25 protein-coding genes and 1 tRNA gene are annotated in these 23,911 nt (G+C 56.8%); 16 read left to right on the top strand and 10 right to left on the bottom strand.

Features of this window, described 5'->3' with window-relative positions:
- Positions 1 to 58: 58 nt before the first annotated feature.
- The 6 genes from WB402_RS06925 to WB402_RS06900 form a co-directional block, all read right to left on the bottom strand.
- Positions 59 to 706: a VPLPA-CTERM sorting domain-containing protein gene (locus tag WB402_RS06925; RefSeq protein WP_424206272.1), complete on the bottom strand. Its 648-nt coding sequence runs from the start codon at positions 704 to 706 to the stop codon at positions 59 to 61.
- 89 nt (positions 707 to 795) lie between these two features.
- Positions 796 to 1,617, bottom strand: coding sequence for a VPLPA-CTERM sorting domain-containing protein (locus tag WB402_RS06920; protein ID WP_424206270.1), 822 nt, complete (start codon positions 1,615 to 1,617; stop codon positions 796 to 798).
- 27 nt (positions 1,618 to 1,644) lie between these two features.
- Complete coding sequence (locus tag WB402_RS06915; RefSeq protein ID WP_424206268.1) at positions 1,645 to 2,595, bottom strand: nidogen-like domain-containing protein; 951 nt, start codon at positions 2,593 to 2,595, stop codon at positions 1,645 to 1,647.
- A 154-nt stretch (positions 2,596 to 2,749) separates the two neighbouring features.
- Positions 2,750 to 2,962, bottom strand: a complete 213-nt coding sequence (locus tag WB402_RS06910; RefSeq protein ID WP_424206266.1) for a hypothetical protein — start codon at positions 2,960 to 2,962, stop codon at positions 2,750 to 2,752.
- A 182-nt stretch (positions 2,963 to 3,144) separates the two neighbouring features.
- Positions 3,145 to 3,951 (bottom strand): AfsR/SARP family transcriptional regulator, encoded by an 807-nt coding sequence (locus tag WB402_RS06905; protein WP_424206264.1) that lies wholly within the window; start codon positions 3,949 to 3,951, stop codon positions 3,145 to 3,147.
- A gap of 517 nt (positions 3,952 to 4,468) precedes the next feature.
- Positions 4,469 to 5,041: a 2OG-Fe(II) oxygenase gene (locus WB402_RS06900; protein ID WP_424206262.1), complete on the bottom strand. Its 573-nt coding sequence runs from the start codon at positions 5,039 to 5,041 to the stop codon at positions 4,469 to 4,471.
- Between the two features lie 88 nt (positions 5,042 to 5,129).
- Between WB402_RS06900 and WB402_RS06895 the strand changes: the two genes are divergently transcribed.
- Positions 5,130 to 6,296, top strand: coding sequence for an HPP family protein (locus WB402_RS06895; protein WP_424206260.1), 1,167 nt, complete (start codon positions 5,130 to 5,132; stop codon positions 6,294 to 6,296).
- Positions 6,297 to 6,312: 16 nt separating this feature from the next.
- Here the strand turns inward: WB402_RS06895 and WB402_RS06890 are convergent, their stop codons facing one another.
- Entirely contained in the window at positions 6,313 to 6,891 is a 579-nt protein-coding gene (locus WB402_RS06890; RefSeq protein WP_424206258.1) for a hypothetical protein, read from the bottom strand.
- On the bottom strand, positions 6,888 to 7,967 hold the full coding sequence (locus WB402_RS06885) for an Sfum_1244 family protein (RefSeq protein WP_424206257.1): 1,080 nt from the start codon (positions 7,965 to 7,967) through the stop codon (positions 6,888 to 6,890). Before WB402_RS06885 ends, WB402_RS06890 begins: the two co-directional genes overlap by 4 nt.
- Positions 7,968 to 8,356: 389 nt before the next feature.
- On the opposite strand from WB402_RS06885, the gene WB402_RS06880 reads away from it, so the two are divergent.
- Positions 8,357 to 8,557 (top strand): Alvin_2107 family globule sulfur oxidation protein, encoded by a 201-nt coding sequence (locus WB402_RS06880; protein ID WP_424206255.1) that lies wholly within the window; start codon positions 8,357 to 8,359, stop codon positions 8,555 to 8,557.
- A 42-nt stretch (positions 8,558 to 8,599) separates the two neighbouring features.
- On the opposite strand, the gene WB402_RS06875 is transcribed toward WB402_RS06880, so the two are convergent.
- Positions 8,600 to 9,028 (bottom strand): tetratricopeptide repeat protein, encoded by a 429-nt coding sequence (locus WB402_RS06875; RefSeq protein WP_424206253.1) that lies wholly within the window; start codon positions 9,026 to 9,028, stop codon positions 8,600 to 8,602.
- A gap of 133 nt (positions 9,029 to 9,161) precedes the next feature.
- Here WB402_RS06875 and WB402_RS06870 point away from each other — a divergent pair, with 133 nt between their 5' ends.
- The 12 genes from WB402_RS06870 (at position 9,162) to WB402_RS06815 (ending at position 20,735) form a co-directional block, all read left to right on the top strand.
- A complete protein-coding gene (locus WB402_RS06870; RefSeq protein ID WP_424206252.1) occupies positions 9,162 to 9,722 on the top strand; it encodes a hypothetical protein in 561 nt (186 codons plus the stop codon).
- A gap of 98 nt (positions 9,723 to 9,820) precedes the next feature.
- A protein-coding gene (prfB, locus tag WB402_RS06865) for a peptide chain release factor 2 (RefSeq protein WP_424206250.1) occupies positions 9,821 to 10,928 on the top strand; the annotation gives its coding sequence in 2 pieces (ribosomal slippage) (positions 9,821 to 9,895 and positions 9,897 to 10,928; 1,107 coding nt in all).
- A gap of 46 nt (positions 10,929 to 10,974) precedes the next feature.
- Positions 10,975 to 12,465: a lysine--tRNA ligase gene (gene lysS, locus WB402_RS06860; RefSeq protein WP_424206248.1), complete on the top strand. Its 1,491-nt coding sequence runs from the start codon at positions 10,975 to 10,977 to the stop codon at positions 12,463 to 12,465.
- Between the two features lie 131 nt (positions 12,466 to 12,596).
- A complete protein-coding gene (gene miaA / locus WB402_RS06855; RefSeq protein WP_424206246.1) occupies positions 12,597 to 13,535 on the top strand; it encodes a tRNA (adenosine(37)-N6)-dimethylallyltransferase MiaA in 939 nt (312 codons plus the stop codon).
- Between the two features lie 121 nt (positions 13,536 to 13,656).
- Positions 13,657 to 13,923: an RNA chaperone Hfq gene (gene hfq, locus WB402_RS06850; protein WP_424206244.1), complete on the top strand. Its 267-nt coding sequence runs from the start codon at positions 13,657 to 13,659 to the stop codon at positions 13,921 to 13,923.
- 22 nt (positions 13,924 to 13,945) lie between these two features.
- The gene (hflX, locus tag WB402_RS06845) at positions 13,946 to 15,250 is read left to right on the top strand and encodes a ribosome rescue GTPase HflX (RefSeq protein ID WP_424206274.1); all 1,305 of its coding nucleotides are present in this window, start codon (positions 13,946 to 13,948) and stop codon (positions 15,248 to 15,250) included.
- Between the two features lie 55 nt (positions 15,251 to 15,305).
- Positions 15,306 to 16,514 carry an FtsH protease activity modulator HflK gene (hflK, locus tag WB402_RS06840; RefSeq protein WP_424206242.1) on the top strand — a complete coding sequence of 403 codons (1,209 nt, stop codon included), beginning with the start codon at positions 15,306 to 15,308 and terminating at the stop codon, positions 16,512 to 16,514.
- The gene (gene hflC / locus WB402_RS06835; RefSeq protein ID WP_424206240.1) at positions 16,511 to 17,380 is read left to right on the top strand and encodes a protease modulator HflC; all 870 of its coding nucleotides are present in this window, start codon (positions 16,511 to 16,513) and stop codon (positions 17,378 to 17,380) included. The genes hflK and hflC overlap by 4 nt, the downstream gene beginning before the upstream one ends.
- 22 nt (positions 17,381 to 17,402) lie before the next feature.
- Positions 17,403 to 17,591: a DUF2065 domain-containing protein gene (locus WB402_RS06830; RefSeq protein WP_424206238.1), complete on the top strand. Its 189-nt coding sequence runs from the start codon at positions 17,403 to 17,405 to the stop codon at positions 17,589 to 17,591.
- Positions 17,592 to 17,624: 33 nt separating this feature from the next.
- Positions 17,625 to 18,809 carry an ATP phosphoribosyltransferase regulatory subunit gene (locus WB402_RS06825; protein WP_424206236.1) on the top strand — a complete coding sequence of 395 codons (1,185 nt, stop codon included), beginning with the start codon at positions 17,625 to 17,627 and terminating at the stop codon, positions 18,807 to 18,809.
- A 14-nt stretch (positions 18,810 to 18,823) separates the two neighbouring features.
- Positions 18,824 to 20,116, top strand: coding sequence for an adenylosuccinate synthase (locus tag WB402_RS06820; RefSeq protein WP_424206234.1), 1,293 nt, complete (start codon positions 18,824 to 18,826; stop codon positions 20,114 to 20,116).
- Between the two features lie 166 nt (positions 20,117 to 20,282).
- Positions 20,283 to 20,735: a hypothetical protein gene (locus tag WB402_RS06815; RefSeq protein WP_424206232.1), complete on the top strand. Its 453-nt coding sequence runs from the start codon at positions 20,283 to 20,285 to the stop codon at positions 20,733 to 20,735.
- Positions 20,736 to 20,888: 153 nt separating this feature from the next.
- On the opposite strand, the gene WB402_RS06810 is transcribed toward WB402_RS06815, so the two are convergent.
- Positions 20,889 to 20,975: transfer RNA gene (locus WB402_RS06810), tRNA-Leu, on the bottom strand.
- 64 nt (positions 20,976 to 21,039) lie between these two features.
- Here WB402_RS06810 and rnr point away from each other — a divergent pair.
- Together rnr and WB402_RS06800 are read left to right on the top strand one after the other, a co-directional pair.
- Positions 21,040 to 23,325, top strand: a complete 2,286-nt coding sequence (gene rnr / locus WB402_RS06805) for a ribonuclease R (RefSeq protein WP_424206230.1) — start codon at positions 21,040 to 21,042, stop codon at positions 23,323 to 23,325.
- Positions 23,326 to 23,561: 236 nt separating this feature from the next.
- The coding region (locus tag WB402_RS06800; RefSeq protein ID WP_424206228.1) for an RNA methyltransferase substrate-binding domain-containing protein at positions 23,562 to 23,911 on the top strand (350 nt) is incomplete at its 3' end.

The following is a 23,911-nucleotide window of genomic DNA, read 5'->3' as shown; positions in this document are numbered from 1 at the left end:
ATATTTATAATTTTGGTAGAACTCACCATTTCCTCTTCGCAGCTCTACTAAACTCAACTCAAATCGTTTTGCGCCGCGCCACGCCGATCAGTCCCAGCAGCCCCGAACCGAACAGCCATATGGCGGCGGGGATGGGGACGGCGGCGGGGACGGAGGATGTCATAACAAAATTCGGTGCCACGATATGTCCCCATTCCACTATTCCGCCGCTACCGATCAAAGGCGGTCCGCCGGTGTATGAATTACTCCAAAGAAAATAGTTGTTGGCTGAGCCGGTGTCGGGGGCAAAAGGTGTAATGAAGGAAAACCCGCTCAAAGTGCTACCCATTGGTAACGCCTGACCTGCGAACCACTGCCAAAAAACTCCATATTCATTTAGAGGAGTATCGGCGCTACTACCTGAAACTGCCGCGCCCATGGACCATCCGGCTGGGGCCGAAAACGAGAGGGAGGGGTTAGAAACTTTAGCTTGACTACTATCGACCAGAACAGAAAGTTCTTTGATTGCAGCCGGGCCTGAAGTGTTGTCCAGAGTGTAGCTATACGTATATAAACCGGTATTCGAGTCGAATGAGGCATTTCCGCTTAGAATTGCTGCATTAGCCGAAAGCGGGAAGGCGTCTGCAAATGCCACCAGTGAGATAATGCAAAGTAATTTGGCCAGCCCAGATGGATAATGCCAAGAACAGCGGTTACTGTTTTTCATTACGACCCCCTAATGTTTTCCAATTGTTAATTTTTTGTCTTGAAAATCCACAGAATTACCAGCGCATGCGTGTTGCTCGGTGTGCTCTATCAATCCTCCGTTTCTTTATTCGCGCTGATACGATTACGCCGCGCCACGCCGATCAGTCCCAAGAGTCCCGAACCAAACAGCCACACGGCGGCTGGTACTGGCACAGGGGAAACCGCAACCTTCACGTTATCCAGCCCCCAGCTCTCATCGGCGATGCCCTGCAGGCCGTTCGCGCCGAAGTTGAGCATGAGCGAGCCCCCGGTATGCGCAAACGCGAACGATAGTTCGTAAACGGAGTCCATCGCCTCGTTGGTTACATCCGGACTACTAAACGTGTAACCCAGCGAGTAGCATTCACTTGCTCCGGTCATCGGATTGTATTCACCAGAAGGTAAACCGCTGAGGTTGTAACCGGTGCAACCAGCCGCAAAGGGGCTAGGTGCATATGCCTGTCCGACACTACCACCGTTGCTGAAAGTGGTGTTGAGCAGGGTGGGGCCACCCCCGACGTTCAGTGTCCAGTGATCGGGGCCGAGCGGATCGCCGTTTGCAATCGCCGTGGCATTGCCGTCCCAGGAACGGATGAGATACAGACTGAAAGAAACCGTCGTGGAGACGTGCTCTGGTAGGCCCGTTAGCGAGAGACTCACCGTGCCGTTACTGAATTCGCCTAAAAACTTTCGAACAAAATCGGTATTCGGTGCCTGGGTGATTCCGATGGTGTTATCCGCGCTCGACCAGCCGGTGCCTACAGCGCTCTGAAAGTCATTGATATAAACTGTTGCTGCACTCACCGGCATGGAAAACCAGCAGACGAATGCAAGCAAAGCACTACGCATATATCGTGATCCTTGCGCGGTTTTTTTTAGTTTCTTCATCATCGTATCCCTTTGTCACCGTGGAAATGGTTATGTCGTGTTCCGTTTTCGGCGTGACGCCAGGCCCAGCAGGCCAGCGAGCCCGGAACCGAACAGCCACACGGCAGCGGGCACCGGCACTACATTGGTGGGCACCGGCACTGGATTGGCCGACTGATCGAACCAAATGTGATGATTGTTGACCACTTGGGAAATGCCCGCTTGAATTGAACCTTGGAGAACTTCTCCATCATCTACGCCATTACCAAATCCCACCGCCGCCGGCGTGCCGCCGAAACCGAGGTTTCCACCGCTGGCGCCACCAGTTTCCCACTGCATTGTCTTATAGAAAAAACCTATCTGCCCTTCACCTGCGGGGATGGAATAGTCAGGGCCGCGCAGCACGAGCTGGAAGCTGTTCAGCTTATCTGCCTGGCCATTGTAATAACCCACCTGATCCCAGGTTACGATGATTTCGTTTGTAATATCGTTACGCAGGTACATCAACCCGCTTGCCGTATTGCGAGTATCCACATCGGCAAAAAATGGCGAGATGATCGGCTCGGCCACTCCCTGTGGGCTGGTCGGCGTATATTGTGAAATGCCGTTGTTAAAGCTGATGTTTCCGTTGTTATTGGCCCAGAACTGGGTGTAAGAGTTGCCAAAAAAGTTCAGCGTGAACCCGAGGGGAATGTGGCCACTGTATCCATCGTCGTTGCGTTGTCCGCCAACATTTGCAACGTTACCACCGCCGGTCATGGTCAGCGGATTCCCGATGCCACCCCCGATGAGATCGGTATAGTAGTTATTCGAAGAGACCAAAGCACTTTGCGAAACAGTAACCACCGCTGCGTGGGCAGACCACGATCCGGCGGCGAGAATCGCCGCGGTCAGAAATTTCAGCAGTTCCATGCTGATCATCTTTTTATTGAAAAACATGGTTATCTCTTTTAGGGAAACTCTGAAAAAGTTCCGGCCTCCAATCTTTGTGTAGCAATCCATAAGTCAATTCCTCCGGACTGTGTTTTTTATAACGGGCTTGCGCCCTGGTTTTTCTATCCTTCGAGTGCTCCTTCCTTTTACTGCAACTTAACGGCGTATATCGATCAGTTGCCGTAGATGAAATCCGATGTGCGCTTTGATCTTTTCTCCGGTATCAGCGGGGATTCTTCTTGCCCGCTTTGATCACCCTAAGCACAGGCTGGGGGAATGTTCTTTCGAGAGCGTGTGGCTCAGAAAGTATCGACACCAGTTCAGCAATGGTGTGGAAGGAGCGCGTCTTGTCCAGGCCGACGGTTTCAATCAGGCCAACGAGATTCTCCGGGTTTGTGGCATCCCGGCGATACAAACGAACGATGTAACTCTCCATCTGCTCCTCCAGTAATAATTATTTTCGTAATAATTATTTTATTTATGGAGGACACAATGCGTGGATACGACTTACAGATAGCCTACGGATTGAATAAAAAATGAATCATGCAGCGGCGAATCAGGCGCGCCCATAACACAGGTCATGGCTGCGCCTGATCACGCCCCTGGATTTTTAGAACATCAGGCTACTGTCAAACGTCTGCGAATGGTTTCTGTGGCGGGGGAAGGAGTAATGGAGAGGATCAGTGACAAAGTCGTGCGGCACCGACGGTAGACAGCCAGAGCCTCGCTCTTTCTGCCGAGTTGCTGATAACAGACCATCAGGCGCTGATAAAAGATTTCCGCGAGGTCGTCGGTTTCCAGTCCCTTCTGGTAACACTGGATGGCGGCTTCATGGTGTCCGATCTTTTCCCAGTGGCGCGCGAGATCGAGAAGGTGCCGCATAAATTTACTGCGCAACCGTTCGCGCACAGAGATGGACCATGGCTCGGGTATCTCACGTCCCAGAAAATGTCCGTGGTAAAGCGTTAATACCCTGGAAGATATGCTTGCTAACTCATCGGGATTAGGAAGCGGGGATTTCAACAACGTTTCCGCATGACCTACTGCCTGCTCAAACGCCCAGACATCCACCCAGCAATGTTGGTTATCGAGTGTGAGCAGTCCGTTTGATAGCACCAGTGCATTCTCAATGCCGATGAGCTTGCGTAACCGGTGCAACGTGATTTCAAAGGCGTTGTATGCCGTATCGCCTTCGGACTCCGGCCACAGCGCCATCCCCAAGCGGTCTGAACCGACCTCACGACCGCCGAGCGCAATCAGTGCCTTGAGTAATTGCAGTGGTCGATGCTGGGCCTTGCGGGCAAAACGAATCGGCTCTATGCCCCTTGTAACGGAAAATCGTCCAAAGGTGTATATGTGCAGCGGATAATTCCGCTGGTCGTCAGGCGCGGGAGCGCCGATTGATAAATGATGCAGGTCAACCATAATGAAATGCTAATACACGATTTACTCATTAGTAGCATCCGTGCTAGCTATCATTAACTTGGCTTAACTTGGCTTCCAATACGATATTTTGACACCAATTCATCATAAATTCATAGGCCATGCTGCCCTTTGGGTAGAACTTGCATGGGTCAACTCAAGCTGGCACATGAAGTTAATATATAACCCTATGATATTAAAACAATTACAAGAATCATCGCAGACGAATAGATTCTGGTTTAGTTCAAGATTTTACCGCTGTCGCTTGTTCGGAAATTGCCGCCCATGGACCAGGCAGGGATGTGATGGCTGGCCGAAAAGTCTTCGCGGCTGCCTACGCATTCCAGCAATCAGCCGAATAAGCTCTTGAGTTTGTCCAGTCAGGGATGCTCGCGGGAGTGCGGCGGGGCGAGGGCAAGTATTTTATGCACGGCCTCAAGAATGTCGGCATGCTCGCGCACGCTTCCAATTAACATGACGTGCAGGGCGCCAACCGGAAAAATCGAAAGCTGATAATCGATCAGGCAAAGCAAATCCAGGTGGTAGCGATATATTTGACACCCTTTTCCATGATGACCGCACGATGGACATGGGTCCAAAATGGCGGGAACAGGACGAGCTTGCCGGCTTCAGGCTTGACCAGCACTTCCTGAATCGGAAATTCCGTCTCACCGCCAGGCCCTGCGACATCGTTAAGATACCAGATGGCGACGAGCTGACGTTGGCTGAAAGGACCGGGTCCGCCATCCACGTGCCAGTGGTAATACTCGCCCGGAAGATAACGCTGCATGTTGTAACCGATGTCCTTGAACGAGTTGGCGGCAAAAAACGGGAACGCCTGGCCGAATTCGTTGAATGCCTTGGCGAGCGATTGAACCAGCGCGGTGTCAATGTCTTTCCAGTCCTGCCGTCCGCTGATGCGCAGGTCGGTGGTCTTTTTGATGCTGCTCTCCTCAGATTGATTCTGGCCGATGCGGCCGGCGTATTGCTGATCTTTGTTGGTCTCGAAGCGCTGAATCATTTCCTGGCATAGTTCACCCGGGAGTGCATTATTGATTTCATATATAAAGGACAGCGGTTTGACTTCGTGCATGGGTACGCTCGCGGGGAATGGCGATTTGTAATTGTCGGGTATACTTGATTATCTTAGCGCTCTTCCTGCACGTCAAACCAGCAAATCTATGGCACTGAAACGGATTATTGCCTCGCTGTTCCACGCCTCGGCGCCGGTCAGCGTTACGGAAAAAATTGTCTCGGCCGCGGCGGCGTTCCTCGGAATTTTTCTGACAGCCCTGTTGAGTTCGGGCCTCGGCGACAAGGCAACGCCGCTCATGATCACTTCGCTGGGTGCGTCGTCGGTGTTGCTGTTCGCCGCGTCACACAGCCCGATGGCCCAGCCGTGGCCTTTCGTCGGTGGTCAACTGATCTCGGCCTTGGTCGGCGTGACATGCTTCAAATTCATTCCCGGCGGATTCGTGGCCGGGTCGCTAGCCGTGGCCCTGGCCATCTTTGCCATGCATTTGTCGAATTGCCTGCATCCACCCGGTGGGGCGACGGCGTTGGCGATGGTAATGGGCGGTCAGGAACTGCATCAGCTGGGTTACAGCATCGTCCTGGCTCCGGTGGGACTCAATGTCGTCATCTTGCTGGTCATCGCGCTTGTCATCAACAACCTGTTTCCGGGACGTCGCTATCCGCTGTTACCGTTCGCCGGCATGGCGAAGAATTTACCACCAGCTTCGCCGCTGGTGGTGAACCGTAATGCGTTGGTGAAGGAGGACATTGAAAGCGCGATGAAGGACATGAACGCCTATATCGACGTCACGGAGCAGGATCTGGAGCAGATTTATACGCGGGCGTCGCTGCATTCCATGCGCCGGCGCATGGGCGACGTTTTCTGCCGTGACATCATGACGAGGGATGTGGCCACGGCCGAGTATGGCGACGAGCTGTCAGCGGTGTGGGAAACGATGCGCCTGCGCAAACTCAAGGGCGTGCCCGTGATCGACCGCGCACGCCGCGTGGTTGGCATTGTCACGATTGTCGATTTTCTGAAACGCGTCGACAAGACGCATCACGCTCATCCGCGTTTCTTTGACCGCCTGCGCGCCTTCATTCGCCGCACGCCGGGGATGACCACGGACAAACCCGAGGTGGTGGGGGAGATCATGTCGTCGCCGGTCATCACGGCGACGGAGGACATGCATATCGTGTCGCTGATTCCGCTCTTCTCCGAGCAAAAAATTCATCATGTGCCCATCGTGGACAAGGACCAGCGCGTCGTGGGGATGGTGACGCAGACGGATCTGACGGTGGCGCTGTATCGTTACTGGGCGGCGATGCCTTGAGCCTCCGGCGAATGCGCTAACCGGTCAGTTCATCCAGTCGGCGTTTGTACGCCTGCATTCTTTTTTCGTAGGCTTCCTGTTCCGAATCCTGAGGACCCGATTCGAGCCATTCCCCGGTACGCAGATCGCGCACGGCGAAGCGATAGCTCTTGCCCACCTGATACACCTTGGTGACATCCTTGCCGGCCTGCTCCATGGCTTCGAGCTTCCCCAGTTTGCGTGACGGCGAAGGAGTGTCGGAAGCCGGCGTTGCCGGAGGTCGGCTGGCGGGTTTATCGTAAATCATTTCCGTGTGGAGCATCTCGCCGCCAGTGTCGATGCGCACACCCGCCACTCCCGGCAGACGCTTGAGAATATAACCGGCCATGAGCATAACCATCGTTTCATTGGCGCCGCTGAGCGAGGTGAGCAGCTTGTTGGCCGCGATCTGGCAGCGTTGCAGCTTGTCGGGATTTTCAATGAACTCGGGACCCATTTGCCAGCCGTGATCCATATCGTCATCCAGCTTGCGGAAAAATTCTTCCGCCTCGATAAGCATTGGCGGCGGGACGTCGACGGAATAGACCCGTTCATCCACGATCACATTCAGCTTCATGGGGTCGATGCAGCTTTCGGTGGGCAGCTGAGGGGCGATTCCGGCTCCGGTTCCAGCAGGTTTTCGATGGCCGTACTGGCCTGCTCTCCGTTTTCTCTGTACAGACTCATGATGGCGTGCGCGGTTTCGAGCCAGCGGCGTTGTCCGGACTCAACCATCACGCTCAGCGCCTGGCGATCTCCTGCCGTTGCCCAGTGGCGATAAGCCTCGAGTGCCTCGGGGTAAAGATGCTTGCGCATGCCGGTGAAGTTGGCGAAATAGAAATGCAACGACGCGGCGTTGTTCGATGCCAGCAGACGGGGCAGAGTGGACAGGCAATCCGCCAGAATATCGCGCACCGCGCGGACCATGATCTCCGCTTTGGATCGCGAGAACGTAGCGAGCATTTTCTGCCAGTCCGGCCCCAGCTTCTCGCCGGCCAGGCCTTCGCCAAGTTCGTGCAGGATCATCGCCTCGGTTTCATTCTCTGTCATGCGCTCCAGCGCTGAATTCATGTCGATCTCGAACGCATAACAAGCCAGCGCGCGTTCCATGGTCTCGTTCTTGCGGTTCCAGCGCCATTCCTCGATTTTCTCCCACAGAAAACGCCGCACCGATTCCTGGCGGACGTAAATTGTTTTGCCTTGCAGCATGGCCGGCGGCGCTTCCAGGTCGCGGGCGTATTCGCAGGAGGAGATGTAAACCGTGTACCCGGCGCGCTGTTCCTTTTTGAGGAGCGTGCCGAGAAAGAAATGCGGTTTCGAGAAACGGCCATAACCGCCGCTGTAAACATAACCTTGAGGGATCAGCTCACGGTTGACAGTCTCCGCATCAAAGGGGTCCAGTGTACGCCCGTCCAGCGGAAGCGATTCGAACGAGCTGGATTCGAGATCGGACCACATGCCCTCACGTTCCTGGAGCCACTCGCCGACCTCGTCTTTCGGCAGGTTGTGCGCGAACGGGATGTCGTGTTCCCAGCGGTAAAACTCGCGCATCTTCAGAAGAAAAATGCAGAGCGTAAAGTCGCCCGCATGACGTGCATCCGAGATGTGACAGTTTTTCTGAACCGTGTTGACCAGCTGACCGAGGTTCAGCATGGCATGATGTTCTGAAGCATGTTTAAAGTATAAGTCCGTCTGGTATCCGGAAACTAGCCGCCGGATCCCGAGGCGCAGCTCTTTCGGAGACGGCGGCAATAGCGCTCATGGTACATCGCTCATCGCAGCTACCTGCGCCAATGCCGAAGGAGCGTTCGCTTCGGGCACTGGGCGCTAACCGCTGTATATATGGGGTCATGTCAGTTAGTTTTTACGCAATATCACCCTCGCTTCGTGCCATCTGTCTGAATAAAGACCGTGATAAGCATGCAAAAATAAGGGGATTGGTCCTCCGGTGATTTTATTCTTGAAAAGCCGGCTTCAATGGGTAATATATGCGCCGCTTTACCGCCGTTCACATGCCAAGAATTCATTCAGGAGTGCGTTTCATGACGAATAAAGCGTATTACGAGACCATCAGCGCCATGGAAAAGAAGGGCGTTGATAAGGAATACATCAATGGTTGGGCGTGCGGTTTTCTGCACAACCCCAAGCGCGAAGAGCAGCGTCTGAACGACGCCTACAGCGCCGGCTATGACGACGGTCACGCCGGCAAAACCGACGGCTTCACCGCTTTCGTTAAGAAGTAGTCGCGCAATGATCACGGGCCGCGCCAGGCGCGGCCCGCGTGTTTACGAATTTCGCTGAGCCATCTCGTACCATTTCCGGGCCTCGGCTTCGTCTTTCTCCACGCCGATTCCCTGCTCATAAAGCATCCCGAGTGTCATCTGTGATCCGGCCAAGCCCTGGTCGGCGGCACGACGGAACCATTCCGCAGCCAGTTTTTCATTTTTCGGAACACATTCGCCCTGCATGTACATGAATCCGAGGCCATGCTGGGCCAGGGAATTTCCCTGCACAGCCGCGGCGTGCATCCATTTGTGCGCCATCATTTCATTGCGCACGTGTCCGAGGCCGTTCTGATACATCACGGCAAGACGGTACTGGGCCTGGTCATTGCCGGTCTCGGCCAGCGGCGATAGAAATTTGAACGCCTTGGCAAATTCCTTGGCCTCGAAGGCGGCAATACCGCTTACCAGGTTCATATCGGATTCAGGCATGGTTACTCCTTAAATCGTGGCCTGCCGGCATTTTGCCAGAGACTTGCGTCGGGAGCGAAGCATAAAACCCGATGTGGATGGCGAATCGCACCATGACTCCGCAAGGAAGCAAAACTCCAATATAATGCGCGCCATGGCGCTACCGCTGAAAACCAAATTTCGCAAAAAAGGTCCCAAGACCCTGGAGGATCGCGCCAGTGTGGTGGCCACGAATATCTGGCGGATAGCGCAGGAAGCCGTGCGTCACATGGAAAAGGAAGGCTACCCGTTGGGCGGTGACCGCCAGGTGACGTCCGTCATCACCGAGATCATCGCATTTCTGGTTCAGTGCTCCGACAGAATCGTATACGGCCAGCTGAACGAAGAGGAACGGGGCCGTTTCATTAACGCCCTGGGCAAGCATCTGGCACGAATTACCTCTGTCAACCTCGAGGAATTTGTCGGCCCCGGCGCCTATGCCGGCGATTTCATCAACACCTTGAATGCCCGATTCGCCGACTATTCGGAGATCGAGTTCAACGGCCGCCAACCGAGCTACAGTGTGCTGCGCTATCTGGGGGAAAAAGTATCCCGGGCCATGGAGGCCACGGACAGCAAATGGGTGCTCGAGCAGGTGGTGGATGTGGAGACGCCGGAATTGATCAAGGCAATAAAGAAAGTCGTCGGTGAAGTCCTCGGCGTACAGGTTTCCTAGACTTTTTTAGCCTAAACAAGTATCTTAATAACGATTCATAACAGACTGATTTTTGTAATCAAAGTTTCTATATTTTATACACTTCGGTTGCCCGGGCGATGGAAGACCTAAACCCCTTGTTCACCAAACTCCGCGACCTCCAGGACCGTTCCCAGGTCTTACGGGGGTATCTTTGACTTTGATTCCAAGCAGCATCGTCTGACCGAAGTCCAGCGCGAACTCGAGCAACCCGACGTCTGGAGCAATCCCCAGCGCGCCCAGGAACTGGGTCGTGAGCGTGCGCGCCTCGAAACCGAAGTGGGCACGCTGACTCGTCTTGCCACCGAGCTTGCCGAGGCGTTTGAACTGTTGGGTCTCGCCAAGGAGGAAAATGACGCGGATGTGGTGAAGTCCGTGTCCGGCGATCTTGGGCGTCTGGAGAAGCAGTTGGGCGATCTTGAATTTCAGCGCATGTTCTCAGGTGAAATGGACGCGAACAACGCTTTTGTGGACATTCAGTCGGGTTCCGGTGGCACCGAGGCTCAGGATTGGGCCAATATGCTGTTGCGCATGTACTTGATGTGGGGTGACAAGCACGGCTTTAAAACCGAGATTCTGGAAGTTTCCGAGGGAGAAGTAGCCGGGATCAAGAGCGCCACAGTCAAGTTCACCGGTCCCTATGCCTACGGCTACCTGCGCACCGAATCCGGGGTGCATCGCCTGGTGCGCAAGTCTCCTTTCGATTCGGGAAATCGTCGGCATACCTCATTTGCCTCGGTTTTTGCCTATCCCGAGGTGGACGAAAACATCGAAGTTGAAATCAACCCGGCTGATCTGCGCGTGGACACCTACCGGGCCAGCGGTGCCGGCGGTCAGCATGTCAACCGGACCGATTCCGCCATTCGCATTACGCATAATCCGACCGGGATTGTGGTTCAATGCCAATCGGATCGTTCCCAGCATCGCAACCGGGCCGCGGCCATGGCCATGCTTAAATCCCGGCTATTCGAGCGCGAACTGCAGGCCCGAAACAAGGAAAAGCAGAAACTGGAGGATAGTAAATCCGACATTGAGTGGGGTCACCAGATCCGGTCCTATGTGTTGGACCAGTCGCGAATCAAAGATCTGCGAACCGGGGTAGAGACAGGCAATCCGCAAGCGGTGCTGGATGGCGACCTCGACAAATTTATCGATGCCAGTCTCAAGAGCGGCCTCGTTAATAATTAATGTTATTTATCGTATAAATACAATAACTAGCTAATTATTATATAAAATGATTGACGAAAAAGACGAGAACGAACAAATCGCCCTGCGACGTCTGAAACTCGCTGAGCTGCGCCTGCAGGGCAACGCGTTTCCCAATGATTTCCGCCGCAACGTCGTGGCCGGCGAACTGCACGCCGAGTATGGCGAGAAGGAGCCGGCCGAGATCGAGACCCGCCATGTGCGGGTCAAGGTGGCGGGACGGATGATGACCCGCCGGGTAATGGGCAAGGCCAGTTTTGCGCACCTGCAGGACATGTCGGGGTTGATCCAGGTCTATGTCACGCGCGACGCTGTGGGCGAGGCGCGCTACGAGGACTTCAAAAAGTGGGACATCGGCGACATCCTCGGCACCGAAGGAACGCTGTTCAAGACCAAGACCGGGGAGCTCTCGGTCAAGGTGGACGATGCCCGCCTGCTGACGAAGTCGTTGCGGCCACTTCCCGAGAAATATCACGGTCTCACGGATACCGAAACCAAGTACCGTCAGCGTTATCTCGACCTTATTATGAGCGAGGTGGCGCGCAATACTTTTCGGACCCGCACCGCCATTGTCGGTTATATCCGTCGCTTTCTCGACGAGCGCGGGTTCCTCGAAGTCGAAACGCCGATGATGCAAGTGATTCCGGGCGGCGCCGCGGCGCGTCCGTTCGTGACCCATCATCACGCGCTCGACATGAGCCTGTTCCTGCGCGTGGCGCCGGAACTCTATCTCAAACGCCTGATCGTCGGCGGTTTCGAGAAGGTCTACGAGATCAACCGCAACTTCCGCAACGAGGGGCTGTCGACGCGGCATAACCCCGAATTCACCATGCTCGAGTTCTATCAGGCCTACGCCGATTATCACGACCTGATGAACCTCACGGAGGAAATGCTGCGCGGCCTCGCCCAAGACGTGCTCCATGCTGAGACGATCAGCTATCAGGGCGACCAATACGATTTCAGTAAGAGCTTCCGCCGCATGACGCTCAGGGAATCGGTGCTCCATTACAATCCCGATATCCAAGAAGCGGATCTCGACTCCGTTGAGGCGTTGCGCGCGATCGCCGGCCGGCTTCAGCTGCCGGTGAAGAACACCTACGGCACCGGCAAACTGCAACTCGAAATCTTCGAAAAGACGGTGGAAACCAAGCTCAAGGACCCGACTTTCATTACCTCCTATCCGACTGAGGTTTCACCGCTGGCGCGACGCAATGATAAAGATCCAAGCATCACCGATCGCTTCGAATTATTTGTCGGCGGACGCGAGATAGCGAACGGCTTCTCCGAGCTGAACGATGCCGAGGACCAGGCCGAGCGTTTCCGTAAACAGGTGCAAGAGAAAGAAGCCGGCAATGAAGAGGCCATGCATTTCGACGAGGACTACATCCGTGCCCTCGAACATGGCATGCCGCCGACAGCGGGCGAGGGGATAGGTATCGATCGACTCGTGATGCTGTTCACCGACTCGGCTTCAATTCGCGACGTGCTGCTATTCCCACACATGAGACCGGAAAAGTAATTCAACGGATGTGTTTACCGCCAGGACGCCAGGAAAATATTTTAACCTACAAAGAACAAAATCCTGGCGTTCCTGGCGTCCTGGCGGTTCAATTCAATTGTTTGAAATTTCTTTAATCCTGTCCGTTCACGATGTCTGATCTTCCGCCCGCTATTTTCCTCATGGGTCCCACGGCCGCCGGGAAGACGGCGCTCGCGCTGGCGTTGCACGATGCGCTGCCGGTGGAAATCATCAGCGTCGATTCCTCGCAGGTCTATCGCGGCATGGATATCGGCACGGCGAAACCCACCCGTGATGAACTGGCGCGCGCGCCACATCGCTTGATCGATATTCGCGATCCGCGGCAAACCTACTCGGCAGCCAATTTTTGCACGGATGCCTTGGGCGAGATGCAGGACATTACGCGGGCGGGAAAAATTCCGCTGCTGATCGGTGGCTCGATGTTTTATTTCCGTGCCCTAGAATTTGGACTTTCCGACTTGCCTTCCGCCGATCCCGATATTCGTACGCGTCTTGGCGAGGAAGCGGCCACACATGGCTGGTCCACCCTGCACCGGCGCCTGCAGGAAATTGACCCCGTCTCCGCGGCGCGGATTCATCCGAATGACGCGCAGCGTATCCAGCGTGCCCTGGAAATTCATGAACTCACGGGACAATCTCCGAGTGCGCTGGGCGCGGAAAAACGAAACCATTCATTCCCCTACCGCGTGACGAAAATTGCGCTTTGGCCACTGGACAGAACTCTGCTGCACCGGCGTATTGCGAGCCGATTTCTTGCCATGCTGGAGCAGGGTTTTGTCGATGAAGTGGAACAATTGACCCGTTTGGACGGTCTCAGTTTGACCATGCCGTCCATGCGCGCTGTTGGTTATCGGCAAATCTGGGAATACTTGATTAAAGTAGTCAACTATAGTGAAATGACAGAGCAGGCTATTGCCGCCACGCGCCAGTTCGCCAAACGCCAGATCACCTGGCTACGCAGTTACCCTGGAGTACGCGCGTTCGACAGCGCCGATACATTGCCGGAGAAGGAATGTCGGGAGTATTTACGGCAAACGGCACATCTATAAAATAAAACTTGGTCTGGGGTTATACTATTATGTATCCCTTCCGGCCAGGGATAAGGCCCGGTTTTTCAAAGAACCAGAGAATAGCCGGAAAGCATCAAGACATAAGAACAGGAGAACTGTCATGAGTCAGCAAAAAGGGCAAGCCTTACAAGACCCTTTTCTCAATACCTTGCGCAAAGAGCATGTTCCGGTATCCATATTTCTGGTCAACGGCATCAAGCTGCAGGGACAGATCGAATCGTTCGATCAATTCGTTGTATTGCTCAAGAATTCCGTGAGCCAAATGATCTACAAGCATGCCATCTCCACGGTGGTGCCCAGCCGCCCGGTGAAGTTTCACATCGAAGGCGCCGACGACGCCGACACCAAAGGCCCTGGCAACGAATAATTCTTCGCTGAAGTCCGCCACAATCAAGCGCCGGCGTGAGCGCGCGCTGCTCGTGCAGTTGCGCCTTTCGGGGCGCATCGAACAGGAAGAACTCGATGAGCTGCGGCTGCTCGCGGAATCCGCCGGTGCGGAAGTCTGCGGCGCCATTACGGGCAGCCGACAAGTGCCGGATGCGGCCACGTTCATCGGCAAGGGAAAGGCCGAGGAGGTGCGGGATGCCGTGGTGCGCGAACATGCCGACCTCGTGCTGGTCAATCACGAACTGTCTCCCGCCCAGGAGCGCAATCTCGAAAAGATCACTTGCTGCCGCGTGCTGGACCGCACGGGTCTGATTCTCGATATTTTTGCCCAGCGTGCCCGGTCCGCCGAAGGCAAGCTGCAGGTGGAACTGGCCCAGCTTGAACATCTGTCCACGCGCCTGGTGCGCGGTTGGACCCATCTGGAGCGGCAAAAGGGCGGTATCGGCCTGCGTGGTCCCGGCGAAACTCAGCTGGAGGTGGACCGGCGCCAGATACGCGAACGCATCAAGAAACTCAACGATCGTCTGAAGCAGGTTAACGTTCAGCGTCGCAGTCGTCGCAAATCGCGCCACAAGGTTCCGATCCCGACGGTTTCGTTTGTCGGCTATACCAATGCCGGAAAATCCTCGCTGTTCAACCAACTGACCGCGTCTTCGGTTTACGCGGCCGATCAGCTGTTCGCGACCCTCGACCCCACGATGCGCCGGCTCGATCTGCCCGGGAAGTCGGCGATTATTCTGGCGGATACGGTGGGATTTATCCGTCACTTGCCGCACGATCTGGTCGAGGCGTTCAAATCCACCCTGGAAGAAGTGGCCGGGGCGGATTTGCTGCTGCATGTGGTGGACTCGGCCAATCCCGAACGTCTCGATCAGATGCAGCAGGTGAGCAAAGTGCTTGCCGAAATCGACGCGATTTCCATCCCCCAGATCGCGGTATTCAACAAGATCGATCTGACAGGCGAAGCGCCACGATTCGAGCGCGATGCCTACGGGCACATTTCGCGTGTTTGGGTTTCCGCCCGGACCGGCGAAGGCATGGATCTGTTGCGCCAGGCGTTGGCGGAACATTTTCGCCAGCATCGTCAGCGTTACTGCTTGCAACTGCCACCGGAGGCCGGTCGCTTGCGGGCCCTGCTGCATGAGCGATTCGATGTCGTCAGCGAGATCGCGCTGGAGTCCGGAGGCTGGCAAGTGGCGTTGTCGCTCGAGCCTGCCCAGTTCGCTTGGTTACAGCAGAGCGTTGATTTTCGCGAAACCTATCTGCTCGCTGAAACGGAATCTGTCCTTGCTCCCACCGGGTCCTGACCCTAAAATGCGGCTCTTTGCCGTGATTTTGGGTATTTCGTAAGGAGTAATCAAAGTGGCTTGGAATGAACCCGGCAAGCCCGGGGATAAAGATCCGTGGGGCCAGCGCCGCAAACCGGGCGCCGGCGGGCCGGACCTCGACCGCATTGTAAAGGACATCCAGCAGAAATTAGCCGGCCTGTTTGGCGGTGGAAGTGGCGGTGGCAGCAGTGGCGGTGGCGGGATACGTACCAGTGGCATTGGGCTTGGCCTGATCGTTGCGGTCGCGCTGTTCATCTGGCTTGTCACCGGTTTCTACGTCGTCAATCAGGGTGAGCGCGGCGTGGTCCTGCGTTTCGGCAAGAAGGCGGAGATCACCGAAGCCGGCCTGCGCTGGCACTTGCCGTTCCCCATCGAGAAGGTGGAGAAGGTCAATGTCGAAAAAGTCTCCACGATCGAAATCGGATATCGCAGCAACCGCAGCGGCGGCGGAAAGAGCAAAGTGCCTAAAGAGGCGCTGATGCTGACCCAGGATGAAAACATCATCGATATCGAGTTTGCCGTGCAGTACAAGATCAAGGACGCGGCCGACTACCTGTTCAACGTCCGCGATCCCGAAACCACGATCGTGCAGGCCACGGAATCAGCGGTGCGCGAGGTGGTGGGCAAGAGCACTCTCGATTTTGCTTTGACCGAGGGACGGGATCAGGTGGCGCGCAGCTCCCGCGAACTTCTGCAGACCATCCTTGACAAGTACAAGACGGGCGTAAATATCGTGACCGTCGAAACCCAAAAAGCGCAACCGCCGGAGGAAGTGAAACCGGCGTTTGACGACGCCGTCAAGGCTCGCGAAGACGAGCAGCGCCTAAAGAATGAAGCGGAGGCCTATGCCAATGACGTGATTCCTCGTGCTCGCGGCGCAGCCGCCCGCTATTTGCAGGAGGCCGAAGGCTACAAGGCGAGCGTGATCGCGCGGGCCGAAGGCGATGCGCGCCGGTTTACTCAGATTGCCAGCGAATATGTGAAAGCGCCGGCGGTGACGCGTGAACGTCTGTACATCGAGATGATGGAGCAGGTGTTGTCCAACACCACCAAGATTTTTATCGACCAGAAAGCCGGAAATAACCTGATTTATTTACCGCTCGACAAGTTGGTGCCGATGGGCGACTCGGCGCGCGCGCCGTCCGCAATGACATCGACGGAATCGGGCATGACGCCCAGTCCGGAGGTGAAAAGCGGGGCTTCGAGCCGCACCCGTGAAGATCTGAGGAGGCGCACGCAATGAACCAGTCGAAGCTTCTAGCCGTACTGGGCATTATTCTGTTGGTGGCGATCACCGTGCGTTCCACTTTTTATATGGTGGATGAGCGCGAGAAAGTCATTATCGTTCGTTTCGGTCAGGTGTTGCGCTATGACGAAGCTTCAGGTTTGCATGTCAAAACACCGTTTCTGGATGAAGCGCGCTTCTTCGATTCGCGACTTTTAACCCTGGATGCGGAGCCACAACCCTTTCTCACCAAGGAAAAGAAATACGTGGTGGTGGATTCCTTCGCCAAATGGCGCATTCAGGATGCGCTCAAGTATTATCTGACGGTGGGCGGACAGGAAGTGGATGCGCGTCGGCGGCTCGAGCAGGTCGTCAACAGCAGTCTGCGTGATGAATTCGGCAAGCGCTCGGTCCACGACGTGATTTCCACCGACCGTGCCAAGATCATGGAAATCCTCACGGCCTATACCGACAAGGAAGCACGAAAATTCGGTATTGAGGTCAATGACGTGCGTATCCAACGCGTGGATTTGCCGGACGAGGTCAGTCAGTCTGTCTATCAGCGCATGAAGGCGGAACGCTCGCGCATCGCGAATGAATTGCGCGCGCAGGGCGCGGAGGCCGCGGAAAAAATTCGCGCCGATTCCGAGCGGCAACGCGAGGTGCTGCTGGCCCAGGCTTACGGCAAGGCCGAGCGAACCCGTGGCGAGGGCGACGCCAAGGCGACCGAGGTATACGGCGCGGCATATGGCCGCGCGCCGGAATTCTATTCGCTGTACCGCAGTCTCATTGCCTACAAGGAAAGCTTCCGGAAAAAAGACGACATCATGATCGTGGATCCGAGCTCGGATTTCTTCAAATACATGAAGAAACCCACCCGGTAAGCAGCCTTGGCCGACTTTGGCTATGTGGCATGACTTGTGGATTGCGCTGGCATTGCTGCTGATCGTGGAGGGGGTTTTTCCTTTTCTCAGCCCGGACGGGCTGCGCAAGATGCTTGTCGCGGTGCATCAACTGAGCGACTCGCAATTGCGGTTCGCGGGGCTCACCAGCATGCTGCTCGGCGTGGTGTTGCTGTACATCATCAACCGCTAATAACATAAGCATTTCCTGTTTACGATCACTCATATGCCTACCAAAGACCGCTGGCTGCTGCCTGATGGCGTTGAAGAGATACTGCCTGCCGAAGCCCGGCGCGCGGAGGCTATGCGCCGGAGCCTGCTCGATCTTTTCGAGAAGTGGGGCTACGAACTCGTGATGCCGCCGCTCATCGAATACCTGGAATCGCTGCTGGTCGGCGCCGGCACCGAGTTCGATCTCCAGACGTTCAAGGTAACGGATCAGCTGACCGGGCGACTCATGGGCATGCGGCCGGACATGACGCCGCAGGCGGCGCGCATCGACGCGCACTATCTCAAGCGCACTGCCCCCGTCCGCCTGTGCTATACCGGTTCGGTGCTGCGCACCTGTCCCGACGAGTTTGGTGGATCGCGCGAACCCTTGCAGTTCGGCGCGGAGCTGTTCGGTTATGCCGGCTCTCAGGCCGATGCCGAAATCCTGAGCCTGATGATCGCGGCGTTGCGGCTGGCGGATATTCACGAGGCGCACATCGATCTGGGTCATGTCGGGGTGTTTCGCGGTCTGGCGGCACAGGCAAATCTGGGCGCGGAACGTGAAAAAGATTTGTTCGATGCACTGCAGCGCAAGGCGCGCAACGAAGTCGAAGCATTGCTCGCTGGCAGTGACGCTGCCGAAGCACCAAAGCGCATGATCGCCGGTTTACTGGATCTTTGCGGAGGGCGGGAGGTGCTGGCGCGTGCCCGCGAACAGTTGCGCGGAGCCCAGGAACAGGTGATTCGCGCGCTGGACGAGCTCGAAGCAACAGTCAATCTGGCAATGCAACGGCCTGACGCCCCGGCATTTTATTTCGATCTCGCGGAACTCTCCGGTTATCACTACTACACCGGCGTGGTGTTTTCGGTTTTTGTGCCGGGCCACGGGCGTGCGATCGCACGCGGCGGGCGTTATGACGGCATCGGACGTACATTCGGGCGCGAACGCGCCGCCACCGGGTTCGGCGCGGACTTGCGGCAATGGCTGCGGCTCACGGCGACACCGACGGCTGCGCTGGCCGGGATTCTTGCGCCCGATGGCGGTGACGCGACTTTGCAGGCGGAAGTCACGCGGCTACGTGCCGAAGGCAGACGCGTGGTGATGCGTCTGGCGGGTGACTCTTCTCCCGCGTCAGACTTTGGCTGCGATCAGGCACTTGTCAACAAAAACGGCCGTTGGATTGTTCAACCTGTCAAATAACGAAATCGGAAATCATGGCTAAGAACGTTGTGGTGGTCGGCACCCAGTGGGGTGACGAAGGCAAGGGGAAAATCGTCGACCTGCTGACTGACCGCGCCCACGCCGTCGTGCGCTTTCAGGGCGGGCATAATGCCGGGCATACGCTCGTCATCAACGGCAAGAAGACGGTGCTGCATCTCATCCCCTCGGGCGTGTTGCGCGATGGTGTCATGTGCCTCATCGGCAACGGCGTGGTGCTTTCCGTCGCCGCGCTGTTCGAGGAAATCGAGGAACTGCGGCGCGGCGGCGTGGACGCCATGCAGCGACTGCGCGTCAGCGAATCTTGCCCGTTGATTCTGCCGCATCACGTGGCGCTGGATCATGCGCGCGAGAAGGCGCGCGGCAAGGCGGCGATCGGCACCACCGGACGTGGCATCGGTCCGGCCTATGAGGACAAGGTTTCGCGTCGTGGCCTGCGCGTGGGCGACATGATGGATACCAAAACCTTCGGCGACAAGCTCAAAAGCGTGATGGAATACCACAATTACGCGCTCAAGAATTATTTTCACTACGATACCGTCGATTTCCAGAAGACGCTGGACGAATGCCTCGGGCTTGTTGAGAAGTTGCGTCCCATGGTGGCGGATATCCCCGAGCTGCTGCATCAGTACGGGCGCGAAGGCAAGCGTGTGATGTTCGAGGGCGCGCAGGGCGCGTTGCTGGATATCGATCATGGAACCTATCCTTTTGTCACATCCTCCAATACCTGCGCCGGCGCCGCCGCCACCGGGAGCGGCGTCGGCCCTGGAAGACTGGATTACGTTCTGGGCATCACCAAGGCCTACACCACGCGCGTTGGCGCTGGTCCATTCCCGACTGAGCTCAACGACGGTATTGGCGACCGCTTGGGCGAACGTGGCAAGGAATTCGGTGCCACCACCGGACGCAAGCGTCGCTGCGGTTGGTACGACGCCGTGATCATGCGCCGCTCGAATCAGTTAAATGGGGTGACAGGCCTGTGCGTAACCAAGCTAGACGTGCTGGATGGACTGGGCGTGATCCGCGTGTGTACTGCGTATCGCCACGAAGGCAAGCTGAGAACAACGCCGCCGAGCGGCGCCGACGCACTTTCAAAATGCGAGCCGGTTTACGAGGATCTGCCAGGCTGGACGGAATCCACGCTGGGCGTAAGGAGTTTTGACAAGTTACCGGCTAATGCGCAGAAATATCTCAAGAAACTCGAGGAACTCACCGAAGCGCGCATTGACCTTATCTCCACCGGAGCCGAGCGTGACGACACGATCATCCTGCGGCATCCGTTTGAATAAGGAATGTCACTTCAGGAAGGTTTCCACTGACAGGCCTGTGGGCCGGCCTGTAAGGCAGATATACCGGCGTGGGTGACAGCGCGAACAATCGTGACATTTTCTTGTCCAAAAACAATAGAGGACAGGAACAGCCAATGTCCTGGCTGATTATTTATACGATATACATATGAGAATAACAGGAACGCCCACCATCCGCATCGCAGGATTATTGTCGCTGATCCTGTTGTCTTCGTGCGCCTCCACCGTGCGTTTCGAGCAGATGATGGATGGATATGTCGGCGCGCCCATCGCCGATGTCCAGCGTGTGTTTGGCTATAACTACATCGAGCGAAAACTCACGGATGGACAGCGTGTGTATACGTGGGCCTGGCAGGAGAAGGGGGTGTTCCCCGGCTACGAAACACCTACCACCATCCAGACCTTCACCTCCGACAAAGGCCAGCATGTCATCGTCATCCCCGGGACCTATTTTCCACAGACACCGTACGAGACAAATTGTGAATTCAGTTTTCTCGTTGATGCTTCGGATAAGGTGGTGTCATGGCGCGCTCATGGCAACGGCTGTGCCGGCTTCTACGGGCCAAAAGTCCTGGGGCCGGGCGGAAAATCACACCCCTGATTCCAGGCAAAATTGAGAAGCAAGCGGCGGGGCGTGATAAACTGCGTTCCGCACGTATGCGTGGTGCAGTGCTCGGAAAGGGGAAAGCCAGACCGCTGAATTTTCAGGAACTGACGCTGGTCCGTGAAAACTTGCCAGCGTCATGAATAAATCTGGTACCGAGGAGAGGACTTGAACCTCCACGAGCTTGCGCCCGCTAGCACCTGAAGCTAGTGCGTCTACCAATTCCGCCACCTCGGCATGGACTCCGTCAATCATATACGGGAGCCGGCAGGACGGCGCACTCTACCGAGAGATAAATTTTATGTCAACGCGAAAGCCGAAAAAACCGTTCCAGGACCCCATGGTGGAACGGGAAAAACAAAAATACGAGTTTCCCGTGCCCAGCCGCGAGGCCATCCTGGCGCTGCTGGCCAAGCACAACGAACCCCTGCCGTTTCAAACGCTGGCGGCCGAGCTGGGCGTCAAGGACGAGCGCGATGAAGACGCGTTCTTGCGACGTTTGCGCGCCATGGAGCGCGACGGCCAGATCCTGAAGAATCGCCGGGATCTCTACGGGATCGCCCGCAAGATGGATATGGTCTGCGGGCGCGTCACCGGACATCCCGACGGCTTCGGGTTCCTGATTCCCGATGAGGAGGGCGAGGACGTGTTTCTTCCGCCACGCGAAATGCGCCAGGTGATGCACGGTGATCGCGTGATGGCGCGCGTCACCGGCGTGGACCAGCGCGGACGGCGCGAGGGCGTGGTAGTCGAAGTGCTCGAGCGGGCTCACAAGACCATCGTTGGCCGGTATGACGCGCGCGATGGCATGGGTTTCGTGGTTCCGGGCGACAAGCGCATCGCGCAGGACATCGTCGTTCAACGCGGCGACGAAGGCGGTGCGCGGGAAGGCCAGATCGTGGCCGCGGAAATCACGTCACTGCCCACTCGTCACCGCGCCCCGGCCGGGCGCATCGTCGAAGTGCTGGGTGATCACATGGCGCCGGGCATGGAAATCGAGGTGGCGGTCCGGTCGCATGACATTCCCCACGTCTGGCCGGACGCCGTAACGCGTGAAGCGGAACAGTTCGCGCCCGAGGTGCCGGCTCAGGCTTCGCAGGGACGCTTCGATCTGCGAGACATACCGCTCGTGACCATCGATGGCGAGGACGCGCGCGATTTCGACGATGCGGTGTTTGCCGACCACACGGGAGGCACCTGGCGCCTGATTGTGGCGATCGCCGATGTGTCTTATTACGTCAAACCCGGCACGGCGCTGGACCGCGAGGCCTACGCGCGCGGCAACTCGGTTTATTTCCCGCAGCATGTCGTCCCGATGCTGCCGGAGGCGCTGTCCAACGGCTTGTGCTCGATCAATCCGCACGTGGATCGTTTGTGCATGGCTTGTGAGATGCAAATCGACGGCAGCGGCAAAATACTCAAATACCGGTTTCTGGAAGCGGTTATGCGTTCGCGCGCGCGCCTCACCTACACCAAAGTGGCGGCCATGCTGGTGGATAAAGATGCCGCGCTGCGGCGTGAGTACGCCGACGTCGTGCCGCACCTGGAAACACTGCACGGCCTTTACCATATCCTGCACGCCGCGCGCATGAAACGCGGCGCGGTGGATTTCGAGCTGCCGGAGACACGCATCCTGTTCGACGAGCACCGCAAGATCAAGCGCATTATTCCCTTGCAGCGCAATGACGCGCACCGCCTGATAGAAGAATGCATGCTCGCGGCCAACGTCTGCGCCGCGGAAATTCTGCGGAAAAACAAGGTCCCGGCGCCGTATCGCATTCACGAGGGACCAACGGCGGAAAAGCTGAACGACCTGCGTGAGTTCCTGACCGAGATGGGGCTCTCTCTCGGCGGCGGCGACAAGCCGCAGGCGCAGCATTATTCCAAGCTCATCAAGGCGGTGGAGCAGCGCTCCGACTCGCGCCTGATCCAGACCGTGTTGCTGCGGTCACTGAGCCAGGCGGTGTACAGCCCTGACAACATCGGCCATTTCGCTCTCGGGTACCCGAACTACACACACTTCACCTCGCCGATCCGCCGCTACCCGGACCTGCTGGTGCACCGCGCGATCAAGGACATCATCGCGCGCCGCGCCACGGGCATGACGCCGGAGCTGGCCAAGCAGCAGGGCGAGCACTGTTCGCTCACCGAGCGCCGCGCCGACGAGGCCACGCGCGAAGTCGTCCGCTGGCTCAAGGCGGTGTACATGATGGACAAGATCGGCGAGGAATTCGACGGCATCATCAGCGGTGTTACGAACTTCGGAATTTTCGTCGAACTGGTGGAAGTCTACGTGGACGGCCTGGTACATATCACGGCGCTCGGCAACGATTATTATCATTTCGACGCGGCGCATCACCGCCTGATGGGCGAGCGCACGAAACAAACCTATCGTCTCGGCGACAAGCTGCGCGTGCGCGTGGTGCGCGTGGATCTGGACGAGGCCAAGCTCGATTTTGAGATCGCCGGTTCACCCCCCGCCGGCAAGCGCGCTGCGGGCGCCAAGCGCCGTTCCGCCGAAGGCAAGCATGAAGCCAAGCGCGCAGGCAAGCCATCGCGAAAACCCCGGGGCAAGCGCCGCCGCTGAAATGGAGGCGCCGCTGAAAGTTGGAAAACTCCTTCTCCCTCCGGGAGAAGGTTGGGATGAGGGGGATATAAATCTATCTCCTCACCCTTTTATTCCCGCCGGGGTGCAAAAGAATCATTTGCACCCGTTCGGCAACGTGAATGTCCACCGGACTTTCACGACAATTCTGCCTCACCTCCCGCAAGGGGAGAGGGAACCTTGTCACCGACTTTTTCAACAAGCTGTTAGAGGTGCCCGTGGAGGATAACTATATCTGCGGCTTGCACGCGGTGCTCGCCGCGTTGAAGAACAATCCGCAGACGGTAGAGGAAATCTGGGTCAGTGATGCGCGCGAGGACAAGCGCGTTTCCTCGGTGATGCAGGCGGCACATGATGCTCATGTAAAGATTCACAAATCCCCACGCCCCGCGCTCGACCGAATGGTGGACGGCATGCGGCATCAGGGAGTGGTCGCGCGGCTGCGCGAAGCGCCGGTGCGAAAGGATCAGGATCTCGATACCTTTCTTTCACGGATCCCGGACATGCCGCTGTTGCTGGTGCTCGATGGCGTGCAGGACCCGCACAATCTCGGCGCCTGCCTGCGCTC

Origin of the sequence: Sulfuricaulis sp., assembly GCF_049587675.1 — a bacterium.
Lineage (GTDB): Bacteria > Pseudomonadota > Gammaproteobacteria > Acidiferrobacterales > Sulfurifustaceae > Sulfuricaulis.
Note: the sequence above shows the minus strand (reverse complement) of the source record. Positions and strands in the feature narration are given on the sequence as shown.